12 protein-coding genes are annotated in these 18,955 nt (G+C 45.9%); 5 read left to right on the top strand and 7 right to left on the bottom strand.

Going from position 1 to position 18,955, the window contains the following annotated elements; genetic code table 11:
* Window positions 1-15: 15 nt before the first annotated feature.
* Both ACYVE4_RS33125 and ACYVE4_RS33120 read right to left on the bottom strand, forming a co-directional pair.
* A complete protein-coding gene (locus ACYVE4_RS33125; RefSeq protein ID WP_461044708.1) occupies window positions 16-1,227 on the bottom strand; it encodes a DUF1501 domain-containing protein in 1,212 nt (403 codons plus the stop codon).
* Window positions 1,228-1,342: 115 nt separating this feature from the next.
* Window positions 1,343-2,791 carry a DUF1800 domain-containing protein gene (locus ACYVE4_RS33120; RefSeq protein ID WP_461044707.1) on the bottom strand — a complete coding sequence of 483 codons (1,449 nt, stop codon included), beginning with the start codon at window positions 2,789-2,791 and terminating at the stop codon, window positions 1,343-1,345.
* A gap of 222 nt (window positions 2,792-3,013) precedes the next feature.
* On the opposite strand from ACYVE4_RS33120, the gene ACYVE4_RS33115 reads away from it, so the two are divergent.
* The gene (locus tag ACYVE4_RS33115) at window positions 3,014-7,063 is read left to right on the top strand and encodes a S8 family serine peptidase (RefSeq protein ID WP_461044706.1); all 4,050 of its coding nucleotides are present in this window, start codon (window positions 3,014-3,016) and stop codon (window positions 7,061-7,063) included.
* 84 nt (window positions 7,064-7,147) lie between these two features.
* The gene (locus tag ACYVE4_RS33110) at window positions 7,148-9,928 is read left to right on the top strand and encodes a S8 family serine peptidase (RefSeq protein WP_461044705.1); all 2,781 of its coding nucleotides are present in this window, start codon (window positions 7,148-7,150) and stop codon (window positions 9,926-9,928) included.
* 109 nt (window positions 9,929-10,037) lie between these two features.
* On the opposite strand, the gene ACYVE4_RS33105 is transcribed toward ACYVE4_RS33110, so the two are convergent.
* Together ACYVE4_RS33105 and ACYVE4_RS33100 are read right to left on the bottom strand one after the other, a co-directional pair.
* Window positions 10,038-11,642, bottom strand: a complete 1,605-nt coding sequence (locus ACYVE4_RS33105; RefSeq protein WP_461044704.1) for a S8 family peptidase — start codon at window positions 11,640-11,642, stop codon at window positions 10,038-10,040.
* Window positions 11,643-11,798: 156 nt separating this feature from the next.
* Window positions 11,799-12,923: a DUF3500 domain-containing protein gene (locus tag ACYVE4_RS33100; RefSeq protein WP_461044703.1), complete on the bottom strand. Its 1,125-nt coding sequence runs from the start codon at window positions 12,921-12,923 to the stop codon at window positions 11,799-11,801.
* A gap of 179 nt (window positions 12,924-13,102) precedes the next feature.
* Here ACYVE4_RS33100 and ACYVE4_RS33095 point away from each other — a divergent pair, with 179 nt between their 5' ends.
* A complete protein-coding gene (locus tag ACYVE4_RS33095) occupies window positions 13,103-14,206 on the top strand; it encodes an LBF_2804 family protein (RefSeq protein WP_461044702.1) in 1,104 nt (367 codons plus the stop codon).
* 18 nt (window positions 14,207-14,224) lie between these two features.
* On the opposite strand, the gene gldE is transcribed toward ACYVE4_RS33095, so the two are convergent.
* From gldE to mutY, 3 genes are all read right to left on the bottom strand, one after another.
* Window positions 14,225-15,565, bottom strand: coding sequence for a gliding motility-associated protein GldE (gldE, locus tag ACYVE4_RS33090; RefSeq protein WP_461044701.1), 1,341 nt, complete (start codon window positions 15,563-15,565; stop codon window positions 14,225-14,227).
* A gap of 37 nt (window positions 15,566-15,602) precedes the next feature.
* Window positions 15,603-16,118 carry a single-stranded DNA-binding protein gene (locus ACYVE4_RS33085; RefSeq protein ID WP_461044700.1) on the bottom strand — a complete coding sequence of 172 codons (516 nt, stop codon included), beginning with the start codon at window positions 16,116-16,118 and terminating at the stop codon, window positions 15,603-15,605.
* A gap of 74 nt (window positions 16,119-16,192) precedes the next feature.
* A complete protein-coding gene (gene mutY / locus ACYVE4_RS33080; RefSeq protein ID WP_461044699.1) occupies window positions 16,193-17,302 on the bottom strand; it encodes an A/G-specific adenine glycosylase in 1,110 nt (369 codons plus the stop codon).
* A 139-nt stretch (window positions 17,303-17,441) separates the two neighbouring features.
* Here mutY and ACYVE4_RS33075 point away from each other — a divergent pair, with 139 nt between their 5' ends.
* The gene (locus ACYVE4_RS33075) at window positions 17,442-17,744 is read left to right on the top strand and encodes an HU family DNA-binding protein (protein ID WP_461044698.1); all 303 of its coding nucleotides are present in this window, start codon (window positions 17,442-17,444) and stop codon (window positions 17,742-17,744) included.
* A gap of 73 nt (window positions 17,745-17,817) precedes the next feature.
* A complete protein-coding gene (locus ACYVE4_RS33070) occupies window positions 17,818-18,660 on the top strand; it encodes a tetratricopeptide repeat protein (protein WP_461044697.1) in 843 nt (280 codons plus the stop codon).
* Window positions 18,661-18,955: the final 295 nt, after the last annotated feature.

Below are 18,955 nucleotides of genomic sequence, written 5' to 3'. Positions count from 1 at the left end.
AATCAAAACTTCAATTTAAACAATCTTTAGACCATCAAATTTCCGGCCTAAAATAGCTACGTCATCAGCACCCAGATAATCGCGGAGAAGCGTCGCGTAGATTTGGCGAAAATCGACAGAATACATCAGGTCACCTTCGTCCAGTTTGGTCAAATTTGGCGCTTCATTTAGTACCCGACGTGACGGTAATCCGCCCCCGATCAGAAATACATTGTTCGCCGTACCATGATCCGTACCGTTGCTGGCATTTTGCTTCACCCGACGTCCAAACTCCGAAAACGTCATCATTAATACATCATTCTGGCGACCAGCCGTTTTCAACTCTTTCATGAATGCACCAACCGCTTCGGCATATTGGCCTAACAGTCGCTCCTGCTGTCCAGGCTGGTTAATGTGCGTATCGAATCCACTGATCGATACGTAGTAAACGCTCGTTGCAACACCCGACTGTATCAGTTGTGATACTGTTTTAAGTCGATTACCTAATTCACTTGCCGGATAGGTCGACACAGTACTAGGTACTTTTGCCTTATCGTAAACATACTCGGCTGAAGATACTGTTTCGGCTAATGTTTTGTAGAGGTAAGCGACCGATTCCGGCTCGTGACTATTCGTGCTGTGTTCTTTACTCAAGCCCGTTACTAAACCACTACGCGTTTGGTTATAAAGCTTTTTAGGATCTAAAACAGCTAATCCATTCAACGCATCTCCTTTCATAGCCAGACTAAGCGTATCGTCAACTTCGATGGTTCGGAAGGGTTGCTGCGCTTTCCCCGCACAGGCTGCGTCCAGATATCGGCCTACCCAGCCCGTGCGTACATATTTATCCGAATCGCTGGCCGATTGCCAGATATCCATCGAACGGAAATGCGAGCGGTCTGGATTTGGATAACCCACATTATTGATGACCGTCAGCAGCCCCTCGTCATAAAGTGCCTTCAATGGCGTCATGGCAGGATGCAGGCCAATTTCATCAGTCAACGTCAGCACTTTTTCAGGTCGTATAGCGATCGTTGGCCGTTCACGGTAATAAATGTCGTTTCGATAGGGGACAACTGTATTGAGACCATCATTCCCGCCCGACAATTGCACAACCACTAAAATTTTGCCGCTCGATGTAAGGCTTTGCCCCAACATCTGCGCTTCGTAAGCTTTCAGAAAATGCGGAATCAGCATCGTTCCCGCCGTCGTAAAAGCCGATTGTTTAAGGAAGTTTCTACGGTTCATAATTGTCTGAACCGGGATTTAGCAGATTTAGGGATTAATCAGATTTTGTTTTTTCACTTCAAAGAAGCGCATCATCAACAAAATCTGGTTAATCCCTAAATCTGCTAAATCCCGGTTATGTTAGTTGATACTCAGGCAGGCTCATGAGCGCTGCGGTTATTGTGTGGATTCGTTCTGGACGCGACAGCTCGGGTTTGGTTTGTTTCTCGATTATAGTGCGTTGGTCGGGACGAAGCGGAAAGGGCAGCAAGATAGAGGCAATAGCGTCGGTCAGTTCGGTTTCAGACGTTTTGGCGAAAGCTGATTCAAAATTGGTCCAATCAATTTTCGTCTGGAACCGATTAGCACCTTTTCGGGCCAGGAGTTGGGCATTTACATCACCTTCATCTTTAGGGCGGATAGCTACTTCGGCTGATTTCAGAACGAAACTTGGCAACTGCATTCGGAACAACAGACTCGATGAATCAATCCAATTTTTACCGCCCGGCCATCCGGCTACGTTTGGTGGATAAAAGAGTATTTGACCTAGTGTTCGCTGCACAAATACCTGCGATTGCGGTTGCTCAAACTGCACACTGAGCGTCCGACGCATACCCACCAGCAACTCAACCGGCGATTTAATATGGGCTCCTACGTTTTTGGCGTCGTAGAACCAATCGGAGGTGAAGATCGTCTCCATCAGACCGGCAATGTCGTAGCCGCTTTTGAAGAATTGCTCCGTTAGTTCTTCGACCTGCTTTTTGTCTTCCGTTTCGTTGACGAAATAACGGTAAATCTTTGCCGTGATGAAGCGTGCCGTCTGCTTATTATCCAGCAGCATCGCAATGATATCTTCGCCTTTAAAATTCCCAATCTTACCGAAAATGGTTTTCTCACCATCGTCGTGTACCTGCTGACGGAAGATAAATTGCCCATCGGGCGTGAATTGCCATCCAGTAAATGCCCGAGCGGCTTCTTTGATATCGTGTTCCGAATAATTCCCGCGCCCTAGCGTGAACAGCTCCATCACTTCACGAGCAAAGTTTTCGTTCGGTGCATTTTTGCGGTTTTGTTGATTATTCAGGAACTGAAGCATTGCTGGGGATTTCGACACAGCCATCAATAAGTCACTGAGTTTACCCAACGCGTTTTGCCGAAGCACATTGGCATATTGCTGCATAAACAGCGGATTTCTTCCCTGTGTCCGGCAAGCAAAATGACCATGCCAGAACAGGGCCATTTTTTCGCGCAAAGCGGCCTTTCCAGTCGACATCTGATCGAGCCATTGCAGATTCAGGTCGCGCACTTTTTCGGCATTATCCCGAATGCGTTCTTTCAGCATATCGCGATCAAGTTGACCATTACGAAACATACCTTTTAGCTCCCGCTTCGTTTCGTTCTGATCGGGCTCAACCACCTGAAGTTCCGCTATGGAATCGCTGTCTTTAACCAGTTGTCGAACGACTTTCTTTAGTGATTTATGAGCTGCATCCTCAAGTTCAGAAGGCGTAGCTCCAAATCCAGCTCTGCTGTACAGGTAACGTATCCGGGCAATGGCCTCAGCGTGTTTTGTCGATATATCCATCAGTCAGACAGGCAGTTGAATCTATATGACTGTCTATCAGGATTAAGGTTTAACAAGGCTAAATTAAAATTATCGTTAATCTGCCTACTTTATGTATTGATACGAGACGTATTTATAATCAGTAAAGTGCCATACGATTAAGATACGCAACATTCCATACGAATTTTCCGTATCTACACATATATTCATGCTCGGAGTCGGTAGCTGACATTGCTTTTTCTTATGCTTCATTCTTTACGTTCGTCTGTAGGCTGGATATCAATGGCTTTTTATCTATCTGTTATCTACACTAATAGTTCTGCCCAGATAATCCCTTATTCGACTTCTCAAAAGCAGCGAATAGCTCAGCTACAAACACTTAATCAGAAAAACCATGACGCTACGTATAGTAAAGCACTTACCTTGGCGGCTAAACTTGGGCGGCCCATTCGGGAAATTCGATCTAATGGGCAAATCGTTGAATTAGCAGGTATCGATGATCTTGGCAATCTGATTTATCTGGCAACAAATGTTGTCGGCAATACCCAAGCCGGTATCAGTACTCGAACGACTTCACTGTATGCAGGAGGTAGTCTGGGGTTAAATCTTTCGGGTAGTAGTGCGTCGGTGCAGAATAAATTAGGGCTTTGGGATGGCGGTGCTGTTCGAGCTACGCATATTGAACTGGCAGGCAGAGTTACGCAGAATGATAAAGCAAGTACAACCGTTGCTGATGAACAACATCCTTCTCATGTAGCCACAACCATGATTGGAGCAGGGGTGAATCCGCTCGTTCGGGGCATGTCGTTCGGGGCTAAGCTGCAAGCCTGGGATTTTTCGAATGATTTATCCGAAATGACCGCAGCAGCCCCCAATCTGCTGATATCTAACCACTCCTATGGCCCCCAGTCGGGCTATCAGTACAATTCGTCCCGAACTGGATCAACTCAGTGGGAATGGTATGGCGATACGACCATTAGTCAAACGTATGATTATAAATTTGGTCAATACAACTCCCAGGCTCGTAGTTGGGATCAAATCGCGATCGCAGCCCCTTACTATTTAGTCGTGAAATCGGCGGGAAATGATCACGGAGGAGATGGCTATCCAGGAGGTGGCCAAGCATATGTAATAGTGAATAACGACAATAAAATCAGTACGGTGACTCGCGACAGGCAAACTGGCTATGATCAAATTGCTACCTATGGAGTCGCCAAAAATATACTGACTGTCGGCGCGGTAAACGATCTATCCTATGGTTATAATCTCCCCGAGGAGGTTTCTATAGCTAGTTTTAGTAGTTGGGGTCCAGCCGACGATGGACGAATCAAGCCCGATATTGTAGGTATTGGCGTCAATCTCCTTTCGGCAAATTCGAGTAGCGACAGTGCCTACGTTACACTAAGCGGTACATCAATGGCTACGCCAAATGTTTCGGGCTCACTGTTGTTGCTTCAGGAATATTATACTCAATTAAAGGCAGGTAGCTATATGCGCTCCTCTACGCTCCGGGGATTAGTCTTGCATACGGCCAGCGAAGCTGGTTCGTCGCCCGGGCCTGATTACAAATTTGGTTGGGGTATCCTGAATATGGAACAGGCCGCCCGTGTCATTGGCAATACGGATCAAAATCACTTGCTAACCGAACGAACGCTGAATCAGGGACAACGGGATACGATTCAGGTAACAGCTTCAGGCCGAGGGCAACTGGTTGCCACAATTTGCTGGACTGATCCGGTAGGCACTCCTACCAATGCTGTAAACGACCGAACGCCCAAACTGGTCAATGATCTGGATATTCGCCTTAGCGATGGAAAAGATACGTTTCGACCCTGGGTGCTGGATCCGAACAATCCGGCCAATGCTGCTACACAAGGGGATAATGTCCGCGACAACGTTGAACAGGTTCTGCTTACCAATACGATTCCGGGAAAGGTTTATACACTGATCATTTCCCATAAAGCCACACTAAACGGCAGTAAACAGGATTATGCATTGATTGTCAGTGGCATTGGCGGAACCACTTATTGCGAATCGAAACCAACGTCGACGGCAGATACAAAAATTAGCCATGTACAATTCGGAACCATCAATCAGGCTGGAGCCGATGGCTGCACGTCGTACACCGATTTTTCGCAGATCTCAACGACCGTGCAAGCTAATCAGCAGCTTCCATTGATTATATCGCTCGGTACGTGTGGAACGAATAAGAATACAGCCCTAAAAGCCTTCGCCGACTGGAATCAGAATGGCCGTTTTGATGATGCGGGGGAAACGATAGCCACTTCGGGTATTCTGTCGAATTCAGGCCAATTTTCAACCACGGTTACGATTCCAGCTAGTGTACAGAATGGGCAGCTTATTCGGCTACGCATTCTTGCTTCCGAAACGGATGATCCTTCGGCGATTTCTCCCTGTGGACTATACAGCCAGGGAGAAACGCAGGATTACACGCTGAAAGTCATTCAAACGATAAATGATGTGGGCGTTACAGCTCTCGTTTCACCCGATGCCAATTTCTGCGGTCAGACGACCAGCGATTTAGCCGTAACGGTTCGCTTACACAATTATGGTTCTGCTGATCAAACCAATGTACCCATCAGCGTAAAAATTACGGATGCCAACAATGTAGATGTGATAACTTTAACCAGTACGCTTCTCAAATTACCTGCCTTCCGTGATGGGCTACTAACCTTGACAAAACCTGAGCCAACGTCACTAGTCGCTGGCCAAACGTATCGTTTTATGGTTGTTACCGGTTTAATTTCTGACCAGAATATCGCCAATAATACGATGACAGCAACGCGTACAACTGGCGTATCACCCGGCAGCGGTCTCTTTCAAGCGACTCGTTGCGGCTCAGATACAGCCGTTGCGTTACGCAATACGGGAGCTGGCGTCGCTTCCTGGTACGATGCGCTAACGGGCGGAAATCTGCTGGCCGTAGGCAATCAGACTTATGCGCTTAAAGTCCCTACCAGTGGGCAATTTTATGCTTCTTTAAATGATTTTTCAGGTATTGTTGGCCCTGCTGATAAAAATGCTTTTGGCGGAGGTACGTATTTCGGTGCCTATGCCCCTGCCCCACTTTTTTCGACGACGGTTCCTTTACTAATCGAAAGTGCCCGACTCTACATCGGTAATCCCGGACAGATTACATTCACTGTCAGTAAATACGACAATACAATTGTTTCCAGCGTCACCCTCGACGTGACACCAACTCGTGACCAAAGTTTGACGGCGACAACCAGCAATGGCAATTTATTAGACGATCCAAACGACAAAGGGGCTATCTATCCGCTCAACTTACGAATTCCGGCAGCGGGCGATTATAAAATTTCCATTTCCTATTCGGGCGGTGCTACTATTTTCCGAAGCAACAGTGCCGTATCGGGCTATCCTTACCAACTCAAAACTCAAAACGGACAGCCCGTCGTAACCATTAAAGGATCTCTCAGCGCACCCGATACATTAACCAATGCCTGGTATTACTTTTACAATATCAAAGTCCGTTCGCTCGAATGCCCTAATCTTCAACGCTCTCCCGTAAATATCTCAACAGGCACGTATCCAACGGTTACCACTACGCCAACTGGCTCAGTGAGTATTTGTCAGGGATCGAGTAATACTTTCATGGCTAACACAGAAGCGGGACTTACGTATCAATGGTACCGCAATGGGCAGGTGATTACGGGAGCAACCAGTAGTAGTTTGCAGGCCGCTATAACAGGCAATTATTCGGTCGCAGTAGCAGGCAATTGCTTACCAATTCGTTCTTCGGTTATCTCTTTATCCGTCAATTCCCCACAAATTCCTGTTATTACGGCCAATGGAATAGCGCTCACGACAAACGCGATATCTGCGATTCAATGGCTATTGGATGGCGTTGCGATTACGGGTGCTACATCGTCGAGCTACACCGCTATAAAATCAGGTAGGTATTCGGTAAACGGGAGTGTCAACGGATGCGGGGCCGCTACTTCCACTGAAGTGGTAATAACCATTCTGGCTACCGAACCTATTGTGAATGACGATGAATTTAGTGTTTACCCCAATCCAGCCACGAAGCAATTGACCGTATCCTTTACGGCTGCGTCTTCGTTACTTCAGCCCCCCAATCTCCGTCTAATCGATTTGCAAGGCCGAACTATTAAAATGGTAACCCTGCAAAAAGAAGGAAAAAGTTATTCGACGGTCGTCGATGTAGCTAACCTTTCGGACGGTATGTTTTTTGTTGTTATTGAAGACGAACAGACGCAACGTGTTCGCATAAAACGGATTCAAAAACAATAATCCTTACACTATCTGGTACATATTAATCAGCCTGCGCTAATTACTCAAAATAGGCGCTCAAACGCTTTTTTCAGGGGTTCCTGGATGGCTTTGTCCTTTATTTTAGTAGTTCTGAACGGAGTCTATACTCCCGTTTTGGCGCAGCGTGCCTTACAAAAACCATCTTTGGCATGGCAGGCTACTTTGATTAAACGGTATGCGCAGAACTGGCGTCACACACTTGAATCAGCAAAGCGCTCCAGTTGGTTTATAAGCAAAAATTATTCCAATCAACGTGTTCTCCAATTGCAGGGAATCGACGCTGTTGGCGAACCAATTTATTATTCACTGCACAATACTGAAGCCGCTCGCGGCACTCGAACGCTGGCGTTGCAGGGAAACAATTCATTCCCGATTACACTCTCTGGCGGCTCGGCGATTATGGCGGGGAAATTGGGGTTGTGGGATGGAGGGCGCGTATTAGATTCTCATCAGGAATTCAGTGGCTCTGGCAAAATTACCCATAAAGACAATGGCAATAGCGTCAATGATCATACAACTCATCTGGCCGGAACGCTTGTTGGAAAAGGCGTTAATCCGCTGGCAAAAGGGATGGCGTTCGAAGCCCAACTGTCTGTCTGGGATTACAGCAATGATATTAGTGAACTCGCTACGGCGGCTCCAAATCTATTGATTTCTAATCACGCCTATGGGCCTGTTTTGGGGTGGGTTCATAACGAATCAAGACCGGGTACGAATCCAGATTTGAAATGGGAATGGTGGGGAAATACGGCCATAAATTCTACGGAAGATTACTTATTTGGCTTCTATTCCACGCAAACGGAGGATCTCGATCAACTAGCCTATAATAATCCGTATTTCCTGATGGTTCGATCGGCGGATAATAAACGGAGTGAAACAGGCCCCCCAACGGGTACTCCTTATTTTCTCAAGAATACAAATACCCAAAGTACCGTAGCTCGTAGCCGAAACGATGCATACGATGTGATTCCAGCCGATGCAACGGCCAAAAATGTGCTGACCATCGGTGCGGCTGACCTAACCTACCCTACCCCAAATCAGCCTACTTTAGTCGGATCGACCTCCTTCAGCGGTTGGGGGCCAACAGACGACGGTCGTATCAAACCCGATTTATTGGGCGTTGGCTCCGATGTACTATCGTCAATCAGTACATCCAACACGGAATATGGCATTTATAGCGGTACATCTATGGCTTCTGCCAATGTATCGGGATCGCTGTTTTTACTACAGGAATTATATGCTCGCCAGCGAGGCCCCGGTTTACCAACAGGTGGACAATTTATGCGGGCAGCTACATTAAAAGGTCTTGCCATACATACCGCAAATCGGCAAGTGCCCGAAGCAGGCCCAGATTATAGGCAGGGTTGGGGGCTGCTCAACACGGAAGCAGCGGCCCGCCTGATCCTCAATCAGGAGTTAGCGCATTTGATTCTGGAGCAAAGTTTATCGTCGGGTGGCAGTTTCACAAAATCGATTGTTGCGCAAGGGTCTGAACCTCTCGTAGTTACTCTATCCTGGACAGATCCTGAAGCTACGGCTACCACTGTTATAGCCAGTTCCGTGAACAGCCGCACGCCCAAGCTGATCAACGATCTTGATATACGGCTCAACGATGGTCAACAAACCTACTTACCGTTCGTGCTCGATCCGAACCGACCGGCTCAGGCGGCCACACGGGGGGATAATATGCGGGATAATGTCGAGCAGATTTACATTGCAGATCCAGTCCCTGGAAAAACCTATACGCTAACGGTTACGCATAAAGGCAAAATGACGTACTCAAGTCAGCCTTACTCGATTATACTAAGTGGATTAAAACGAATCAATTGCCAATTATCAGTAAAGATTACGCCTAATCAGGATACGACGATTTGCCCTGGAACGCCATTGCTCTTAAAAGCTGATCAATCCTCGAAGGACCTTACTTACAAATGGTTTCGGGATGGGAGTGTTATTTCAGGAGCAACAGCATCAACTTATCAGGCATCTCAGGCCGGAGCTTATACCGTACGGATTGCGAACGAAAATGGTTGCACTGCAACTTCCTCAGCTGTTCAACTAAAAACGGTCACAAGTTCAGCACGTATAACACCGGCGGGAAAACAATGGCTTTGCGATACAGGTGATGCCATTCGGCTGGAAGCCTTTTCAGAGAGTGGACCCTTCCAGGCTGGTGCCCGAATTGACTGGATTTATAATAGTTATGCCGTCAATGATGCGCATTCTACTACCTTCTCGGCAACACAACCGGGCATTTATCAGGTACGAGTTACTCAAAACGGTTGCCAGTCCTTCTCTGACCCTACAACCATCCTGCTCTCCTCTGTCAATAGCGTTACATTGACTCCCGAAGAAACCGATTTGTATCTACCACAAGGGGCCACCGTTACGCTGAAAGCGACAAACGACACGTCTTACCGCTATCAATGGTATCGGAATAATTCTATCATCGCTAACGCTCGCGACTATCGTTTATCGGTCAATCAAGCCGGTATTTACAAAGTTCAAGTCACTCAGCAGACCTGTGTTGGGTGGTCAACTGATCGCATTATTCAAACATCCCGTATAACCGCTACTAACCTCGATCCAACCGCTCAATTTATGTTTTATCCAAATCCCACGGAGAACACGCTGTCGATCCGTTACACTAATCCACAGGCAAAACACATACAAGTTGGTGTGTTTAACCTTCAGGGCATTTTGCAACAGCAACTGCTCTCGTTAACCGCTCAAAATGGCCAGTTCGAAGGAGCTATTTCCGTTCAGGCACTTCCCCCCGGCCGATATATTCTCCAACTTACTGACGGGCTTTCTTCGCAGACTGCTCCTTTTGTGAAGAAATAAGTTGTAGGCAACAGGGGGGCTTCTTTCCCAATCTAACTAACCAAACGTAGAGAGCCAGCTAGTATGATCACTAGCTGGCTCTCTGACAATTAACGAACAAGGCTGCTTATTATTTACCCTTTCCCGAAGCAGCTTCCTGAGCGAGTGCCATTTTCACGGCATCGTACAGATTGACCACACCACCCGTTTTCGATAACGAAGTGAACGGAACCAAATCATTCGATTCTGGCCGGGTTACTTTTACGCTATAAGGAGTTGCCGATTCCAGAATAATTCGCTTAATATCCGCATACGTTAACTTAGGAAAATACGATTTCAGCACAGCCGCTACACCCGCAACAACTGGCGACGCCATACTCGTACCACTGTTATTTTCGTATTTACTACCTGGTACGGTCGAATAGATATCTTTACCGGGAGCAAATACATCTACATTTTTCTTACCATAGTTTGAGAAGCTGGCAATCAATTCCGCATTTGTTGGCTCAGCACTAGCTCCCACTGTAATCACATTCGGGATAGCCGAACCATCCATGAAGCGGGCTGCCGGATAGCTGGCAGATGTGTCGATATCTTTCCCGTCGTTTCCAGCCGCATGCACGAGTAAAACTCCCTTCGACAGGGCGTACCGCTCAGCATCTTCAACCGCTTTGCGCTGGGGCGAGTAATCTTTCCCAAAACTCATGTTGATAATTTGGGCGCCATTATCGACAGCATAGCGAATCGCGTTGGCTACATCCTTATCGCGCTCATCTCCATCCGGCACGGCTCGCACACCCATAATCTGGACAGCGTCAGCAATACCTCTGATACCGAGATTATTCGACCGATCTCCACCAATAATACCGGCTACGTGCGTACCATGATCTGGTCGTGGTCCTGCGATGTCAGCATTTCCATAATCACGCTGATTTAGGTCGTTTGGATTATCGCCGACAATGGAGCGAGCATCGAAATCAGTATTGTAATTGTACTCAGCGCGCGATTTTAGTTGTTCGTTGTATTTCTCAAGCTCGTTAACAACAATATCGGCATCGCCTACGCCTTGCTGCTGTAGCATTCGCAATACCCCCAAAACAGGTCGCTTCAAACTAGCATCAGAAAGTGTGTCGGCGGCTTTACGAAGGGTTAATGTATCGAGCTTTGTTACATTGAACATCTTTTTCAGGTTCGTAACTGCTGACGAAAATTGGGCATAGAATTGACCTATTCCCTGATATTCAGCTTTGTACTTAGCCTGACTTTTTTCAACTTCTGCCTTAGTTTTTACATACAGATCGTACTCTTTCTGTTCCTCTGGCTTCAGGGTTTTCCGGTCTTTCCCTTCGTATTTTGGCTTCAACTGGACATAAAGCCGGGTAACTTCGGTGGTTTCGTAACTCACATTTCGGCCATCTTTCCCGCCAATGAAATTCCAGCCATGTACGTCATCGACATAGCCGTTTTTGTCATCATCCTTTCCGTTTCCGGGAATTTCCTTTGGATTCACCCACAATACACGACGCAAATCTTCATGCGTGGTATCAATTCCACCATCGATTACAGCGACAACAACAGGGGTTGGTTTCCGATCTTTAAGCAGCTCGCGATAGGTTTTCTCAACGCTAATACCAGCCTTATTATCGGTTTTATCTTGCAGATACCACTGCGTTTCCTGCGCCAGAGCCACTACTGAAAACAGACAGGCCGACGCACTTATGAGGAGTTTCTTCATGAATTGATAACAAAAAAATCTTTACAAATTACGAAGAAACTAACGAGTTAGACACTTAAAAGTTGTTAAATGGCCGTGATGGGTGAGGTACGGCTTATGATTTATTAACAAAATAGCTTGGTAAAGCACAAGCCATACCCCTTCAAACGCAGATCATTATGGTTTTGCATGTGTGGTGTTCTCGTAATGCTCTTTCAGCAAATCTTCTCCCCAATCGTTCGTCAAATCGCGTACGACTGTGTGAATGTGATTAGCGTTGGTTTGGGTGTTATCGTACTCAATCAGAATCGTTGGCCCGTGGATGCGATAATACCATCCCTTTCCTGCCCCTAACTCCGGCGTAAGATCACCCGCCCAGGCAAATCGCAAGTTATCCAATCCAACTTTTTCAAGTTTTTCAAACTGCTGTTTCGCCAGTGTAATTCGGTAGTTGACCAAATAGGCTTGTAATAAATCCACAAAGAGTTTGCGCTGATCCTTACTCATGTCGGCATATTTAAGACCATCCATTTTTTCCAGCGATGCTTTACGTTTATTACTGGTCACAATTTCGGGATAAGCAACTTCAGCAATGACCGCTTGCCTGCGTTGATCGTCGCTAAAGGTTTTTAGTAAGGCAAACGCCCGTTCTGTTTCCTGTTTTAAAATTGCTTTACCTTTTTGTGGCAGATCGTTCACCCGAGGATCGCCCATTCGTTTGTCAGCCATTTTTGTATCGAATACAAGAATGCCAGGATTACTCCCGAAAAACGTAGGGGTTTGAGCGACTACCTTACCCGATGAGGAGGCAAACTGTAGGGATAAATGATGACCTTCTATGCGCCAGCTCCACGGTTTTTTATTGGCAGGATCGCCGAAAATGGTAAACGAATAGTTCTCAGGATCGCGATAGGTATCATTGGGAGGGCGGTTGTCGATAACCCGCAACACATTCTCCATATCAATAATGGACGTGACTTTCTCGTAACCCTGTGCGCTCAAGGTCGTTTTGAGCATCGCCATTGCGGCATCACGCTGCTGAGTCGTCATTTGTTTCAGAGGCAAACCCTTCCGTTCGCGCGGTACGAAATGCCAGTTAAATCGCTCTTCGTCATCAAAAGAGAACGTTGCTTTCTGGCGTTGTTCGGGTGTCAGCGTAGCTAAAAAAATCGTTGCGGCATCCGTCATATCATCTTTCACCCGTTGCTGAACGGGCGCGGTACTGGGCAAGGTAGCCGTTTGTCCGACAGCCTGTAATTGACTGACTAACATACAGCTCCACAGCAAATGCACATGTCTCATAGGAAAAGCGGTTTATCCAACTGATTGTAAAGTGGATCGGTTCTTGCATTTACCCATAAAGCCGCGAAGGAATGTTTACCGTTTAGTCAAATCGATTCTATTATATGCGGCTGTCTTCCAACAACATTGGCAGTTTCCTTGTTAACTAAATAGCTCACTGGTATAACTTAACTTAAATCATGTCCACTCGGCCTCCGACTAATAGTATGGGCCCACTCGATCACCTATCTCTGCGCTATCTTCGGCACGCACTCGATAAGGATCATCCTATTGATGAGCCTTACGTGCTAAATCCGGTTGAAAGTCGCATCATTGGTCGAGCCAAAGCAGCTACCTTTACGTTAGCGGCTTTGCTGGGTGGCTTAGGTATTGTACTCATCTATTTACCCCAATATTATTGGCCAGAATTATTCAGCACGACGAGTCTTCAATGGTTTGAAATGACTCTTGAATTGCCTATTGCTCTTGTTTTATATAGTCTATTGCTGATCTATATAGAAGTAAATCTGCTGCTGGCCATTAATGCCTGGGGGGTAAAGACCATCATGTCTGTTTGCCAGTTTCCCCGTGCTCATGATGCTCAGTATGATCGTCATTTACAAGAGTTGGCAAATGCGGCCATCAAAAAATCAGTACCCGGTTTTCTACAATTTGGCGTTGATCCCTATCTGACATTGCCGCGCTGGGGATTAACGATCTTCTTTCTCACGAATCTAGTCCAGGCCGCTCTAACGGTCTTTGTGTTACAATTCTTGTTAAGTCAATTTCTAATGCCCAGCATACTTATATCAGTGATGGTTGGTGCGCCAGTTTATGCATTATGGAATGTTTGGGCATCCTGGCAAGTATTACACGAAGCGCAAGTCCGTGTTATGGCACCTACTACCATACGAGAGTTTGCACATGAACTTCATGAGGAATGGGGCAAAAACGATCAGTTCCGACCACTCATTATAGAAGCCTTACACTATGTTTCAATCTTGAATCGGCCTTATAATTACGCCCATTACATACTAACAGAAACGCTTATAGACCGTTTCAATTTATCTGCTGATTCGTTACCGACAAATCAGTTTATAGAAAAAGTGCAGCAAGCGCCTGCAAGCGTACGACGGAGCTTGGAACGCATTATTGTCTTTGGCGTACTAATCGATGGGGAGTTATCCTGGGTTGAAAAAAACCGCCTACGCCAATTACGGAAAGCAGGATTTATGACCTATACAGCTAAAGAAATTCAGCGTATCGGTGCCGATTATAATCAAGGCCGAGGATTATGGGTTTAAGTGAAATTGGGGCATTTTTTATAGTTCGGCAGACACTTTATTTTTCCTGACCCGCACTTCATTAATACGCTTATCATCAGCCGACAAAACATAGAATACGAAGTTATCAAAGGTAGTCTCGTCTCCCGCTTTTGGCAGCCGGTGAAATAACTCCAGCAGCAATCCCCCTAATGATTCACTGTCTCCCTGAACAGAATCAAATGTAGATGCATCTACGTTCAGAACTCGGCAAACATCAGTTATTGGCATTTTTCCTTCAAATACGACGGTTTGGTCATCTTCGCGTCGATAGCCGAGTGGTGTTTCTTCGTCAAATTCATCGTTGATATCCCCAAAAATCTCCTCGATAATATCTTCCAGCGTTACCAAACCACGGGTTCCTCCGTATTCATCCACTACAATGGCAATGTGAACACGTCGTTTCTGGAAATCCTGAAGTAGATCGTCTACTTTTTTATTTTCGGGAATAAAAAACGCTGGTCGCACCAACGATCGCCATTGAAATCCGTCGGATTCATGTATATGTGGTAAAAGGTCTTTTATATACAGTATGCCCTCAATTTGATCAAGAGATTCTCCATAGACCGGTACTCGTGAATAACCTGATGCATTAATTTGTGCTAATAATTCACTAAATGGCAGTTCATCATGTACCGCTGAAATTGCTAATCTGGCTTGCATTACCTGCCGAGCAGTCAGATTACTGAAATTGACAATGCCTTTGAGAATTTCTTTTTCCTCAACCGTTGCACTAGCGCCAGTCAACTCAACGGCATGACTTAATTCTTCAACAGATAACTTATACCCTCGTCGCTCAATTCGCTTATCGACCTGATTGCTCAGATTCACCAACATCATAGCGAAGGGTCTGAATAATGTTAGCCCAACCTGTGCCAACGGAGCCGTCCGACGAGCTACTCTTAAATTGTTCTGGCTGGCATATACTTTCGGAACAATTTCCCCAAAGACTACAATGGCCAGCGTTGTAATCAGAGCTACACCCGACAATATCCAACCAGTATCACCCGATGCCTGAGAGAACTCCCAAGTTAGATAGGTTACAATGACGACAATGGCGATATTCAATAGATTATTGAAGATAACTAGCGAAGCCAGTAGTCGTTTAGGGCGTTCTAATAATGAAGCAATTCGCTGTTCTTCGGCATGGTTACTTTCCCGACAGATTGCCCGATCGTCGGCGGAAAGTGAAAAGAAAGCGGCCTCTGAAGCTGACACCAAACCGGCCAACGTCAATAGCCCTAAAATTAGGGCTGTATAAGGGGCATATAAATCAAAATAGGTGCTCCAGCCATCTATAGCTGGGAGCACCTGTCGAGGAAGGGGATCACCTGAATCCATGTAAGTTAAATCTCGTTCAACAATAGAGTGTCAAGTGTTAGAACGGTAAATCATCGTCACCACTATTACTCTCGAAAGGTACTGGCTCCGGTTCTCGACGGGCGGGCTGCTGGCGAGGTGCTGGTGCTGGTGCTGCCTGCTGGCGGGGAGCAGTAGGGGCAGGTTGGGGAGGAGCAGCTTGCTGACGAGGTGCCTCATAAGGAACGTCTTCCCGATCGCTATTCGGGCTCCCTAGCAGTTGCATTGTATTCGCCCGAACCCGCAACGATGTCCGCTCTTTACCTTCCTTATCCGTCCACAATTCGGTCCGCAAACGGCCTTCAACATAAACGGAATTTCCTTTCTTCAAATATTTCTCGGCTACTTTAGCCTGCTCGTTCCATAACTCAATTCGAAACCACTCCGTCTGCTCTACTTTTTCACCGTTTCGGTTGGTATATTTTTCGGTAGTAGCGACGTTAAAAGTGGCCACTACAGCCCCTCCGTCAAGATATCGTACTTCAGGATCAGCACCTAAGTTGCCGATTATTGTCATCTTGTTAAGACTTGCCATGCTTGTTGTTTTAATTAGTTACGTGTAAACTACCGTAGCGTTTAGGAGGAATAAAGATACTAAAAACTACCCATTTATCCAAACAGATTTTCCAAATAGTTTGTAATCAAAACAGGCTTAGGTAGTTGACTTATTTCGTCTGGCGAATACCAATGTAACTCTTCCTGTACGTCAGCGAAAGAGCTATTATGTATATCAATTAAATAGAATTGGGCACGGACCCTTTGGTGTGAAAGTAGTTGCGTCAACTCGATTGGAATAGTAGTTAATACACCTTTATCGACAATTTTTTGCATTGAATCGGATAAAGTCAATTCTTCTGAAAGTACACGTACATCACCAGTGGCTTCTATTGGTGATTCTGTTTCTATCAAATAAAAATCGTGTAAGTTTTGCCAAATATCACGAGCCGTCCGCTCGCGCATTGCCAGCTTTCCATCATAACGAAAAACCAGATACGTAAAGAATCGATCACGTACCGGCGCTTTTTTCGATTTAACAGGCAATCGGCTCTGGCGACCTGTCAGATAAGCTGCACATTGCTGTTGAATCGGACATAACAAGCAATCAGGCGCAACGGGCGTGCAATGAATGGCGCCAAACTCCATAATCGCCTGATTATACGTAGCCGGATCAACCGCCGACTGAATCAGATTCATCGCTAGTGCTGCAAATGTTTTTTTGGCACCCGTCGTTGTGATATCTTCCTCAATACCAAACACCCGAGCCAGCACTCGATATACATTTCCATCAACAACCGGAACTCGCTCGCCAAAGGCAAACGAAGCGATAGCTGCTGCCGTATAAGTTCCTATCCCCTTCATTTTCAACAACTCCTGATAGGTAGAGGGGAACTTACCATCTAACTGAACAGTTACATAACAAGCAGTCTGATGCAGATTTCGGGCGCGGGAGTAATACCCCAGTCCCTGCCAGAGTCGAAGGAGTTCACGTTCGTCGGCATTGGCCATATCAACCACAGTTGGATAGGCATCGATGAAGCGTTCGTAGTACGGTTTTCCCTGAGCAACACGTGTTTGCTGAAGGATAATTTCCGATAGCCAAATGGAATACGGATCACGTGTGTGACGCCATGGCAAGTCGCGTTTATTATACTCATACCACTGCTCTAAAATAGGAGCAAAGGAAGTTTCGATCTTGTTAATGTCTGATAGCCAATTCAAAGGAAAACAAAAAAATATATCATTCTCAGGAAAAACGAAAGTGTAGGCTTTTTAAATTTATATGAAACCCCTACCTTTGTGCTCCCATTTTGAGACCCAAATTTTCAACAATACAGTAAACGTTAAAGTTTAAGAAGTCGTGACGAAAGCAGACGTAATCGCCGAGATCGCCGATAAGACCGGTATTGACAAGGCAGAAGTAACAAACACATTGGAAACGTTCTTTTCAGTAGTTAAGGATTCATTGGCCGAGGGAGAGAATATCTACGTGAGAGGGTTTGGCAGTTTCATAAATAAGAAACGTGCTAAGAAAGTAGCCCGGAACATCTCGAAAAACACCGCTATGGTGATTGAAGAGCACTTCATTCCGAGTTTCAAACCCGCCAAGGTTTTTGTTGAGCAGGTAAAAACCAGCGACAAAGCCAAAGTAGCAGCTGAGTAGTCAACGTTGCTAAACGCACTGTGGCTCTGTTCGTTAGTTCAGGTAATGCTACTGTCCGTGACGACCGTCCATTATGAATAAATTCGTGTTGCTTGTTATCGTATTGGCTGCGGCCATGACTGTAGGGTTGTATACCCTTCCGAAAGTGGTCGTACGAAACGATAGCAAGCAGCTTGGAGGTCACGCAACGCCATCCTCTAGTACAGATTCTTCCAACGTAGCTTCCAGCGATAATAGCTCGTCGGTTCACGAAAAGCCATTATCATCCGAACAACGCAAACGCCTGATCACTTTACAAACTGAATTTGCGAAAGCGACTCCAGCGGAAAAAGAGGCTATTGGCGCTAAGCTAATTACACTGCTGCACGAAGAAACTCGCTATGATAGCGCTGCCTATTATGCAGAAGTGCTGGCTAAAGCTGATCCGAATGAACGCAATCTGCTACGCGCTGGTGATAATTATTTTGAAGCGTATACGTTTGCGGTAGATCAGAAGAAAACGGCGTTGTTAGGCCAGAAAACCCGTGATTTTTACGGGCAGGCTTTGGCAAAGAATCCGAATTTACTGTCGGCTAAGGCCAATATGGCCATGACCTATGTGAATACGGATACACCTATGCAGGGCATTATGCTTTTGCGTGAGGTAATTCAGCAGGATCCGACCAATGAGCTCGCCTTATTTAATTTAGGCCTGCTCTCCATGCGATCGAACCAATATGAACGCGCTATTGAGCGATTCCGGCAAATTCTGGTTAATAACCCAACGAGCCGCAAAGCTCGCTTTTATTTGGGGGTTAGTTTAGCTGAAGCGGGTCAGAAAGCCGAAGCGAAGCAAATATTGGCCGAGGTAAAGAAGCAGGAAAAAGATCCGCAGATCCTGGCAGCTGTTCGTGAATACGAAGAACGGCTGAAGTAGGTAATGAATGTGCAATGAATAATGCAGTATGCAAACAGGGTCTGCACATATGCTGATATTCATTTTCATTATACATTGATTTAAGGGCTTAACCGGGTGGTTTTGCCGACAGACATTTTAACCATTTAAACTGTATAGCATTATGCCTTGCGGTAAGAAACGGAAGCGGCACAAGATTGCCACTCACAAGCGAAAAAAACGGCTCAGAAAAAACCGGCATAAGAAGAAATAGTTTCAAGTTTCAGGTTTCAGGTTTGCATTAGCAAGTCTGAAACCTGAAACTTGAAACTCATTT

It is taken from the genome of Spirosoma harenae (genome assembly GCF_054776975.1).
The sequence above is the reverse complement of the archived record's forward strand: the minus strand, read 5'-3'. Positions and strand labels throughout refer to the sequence as shown.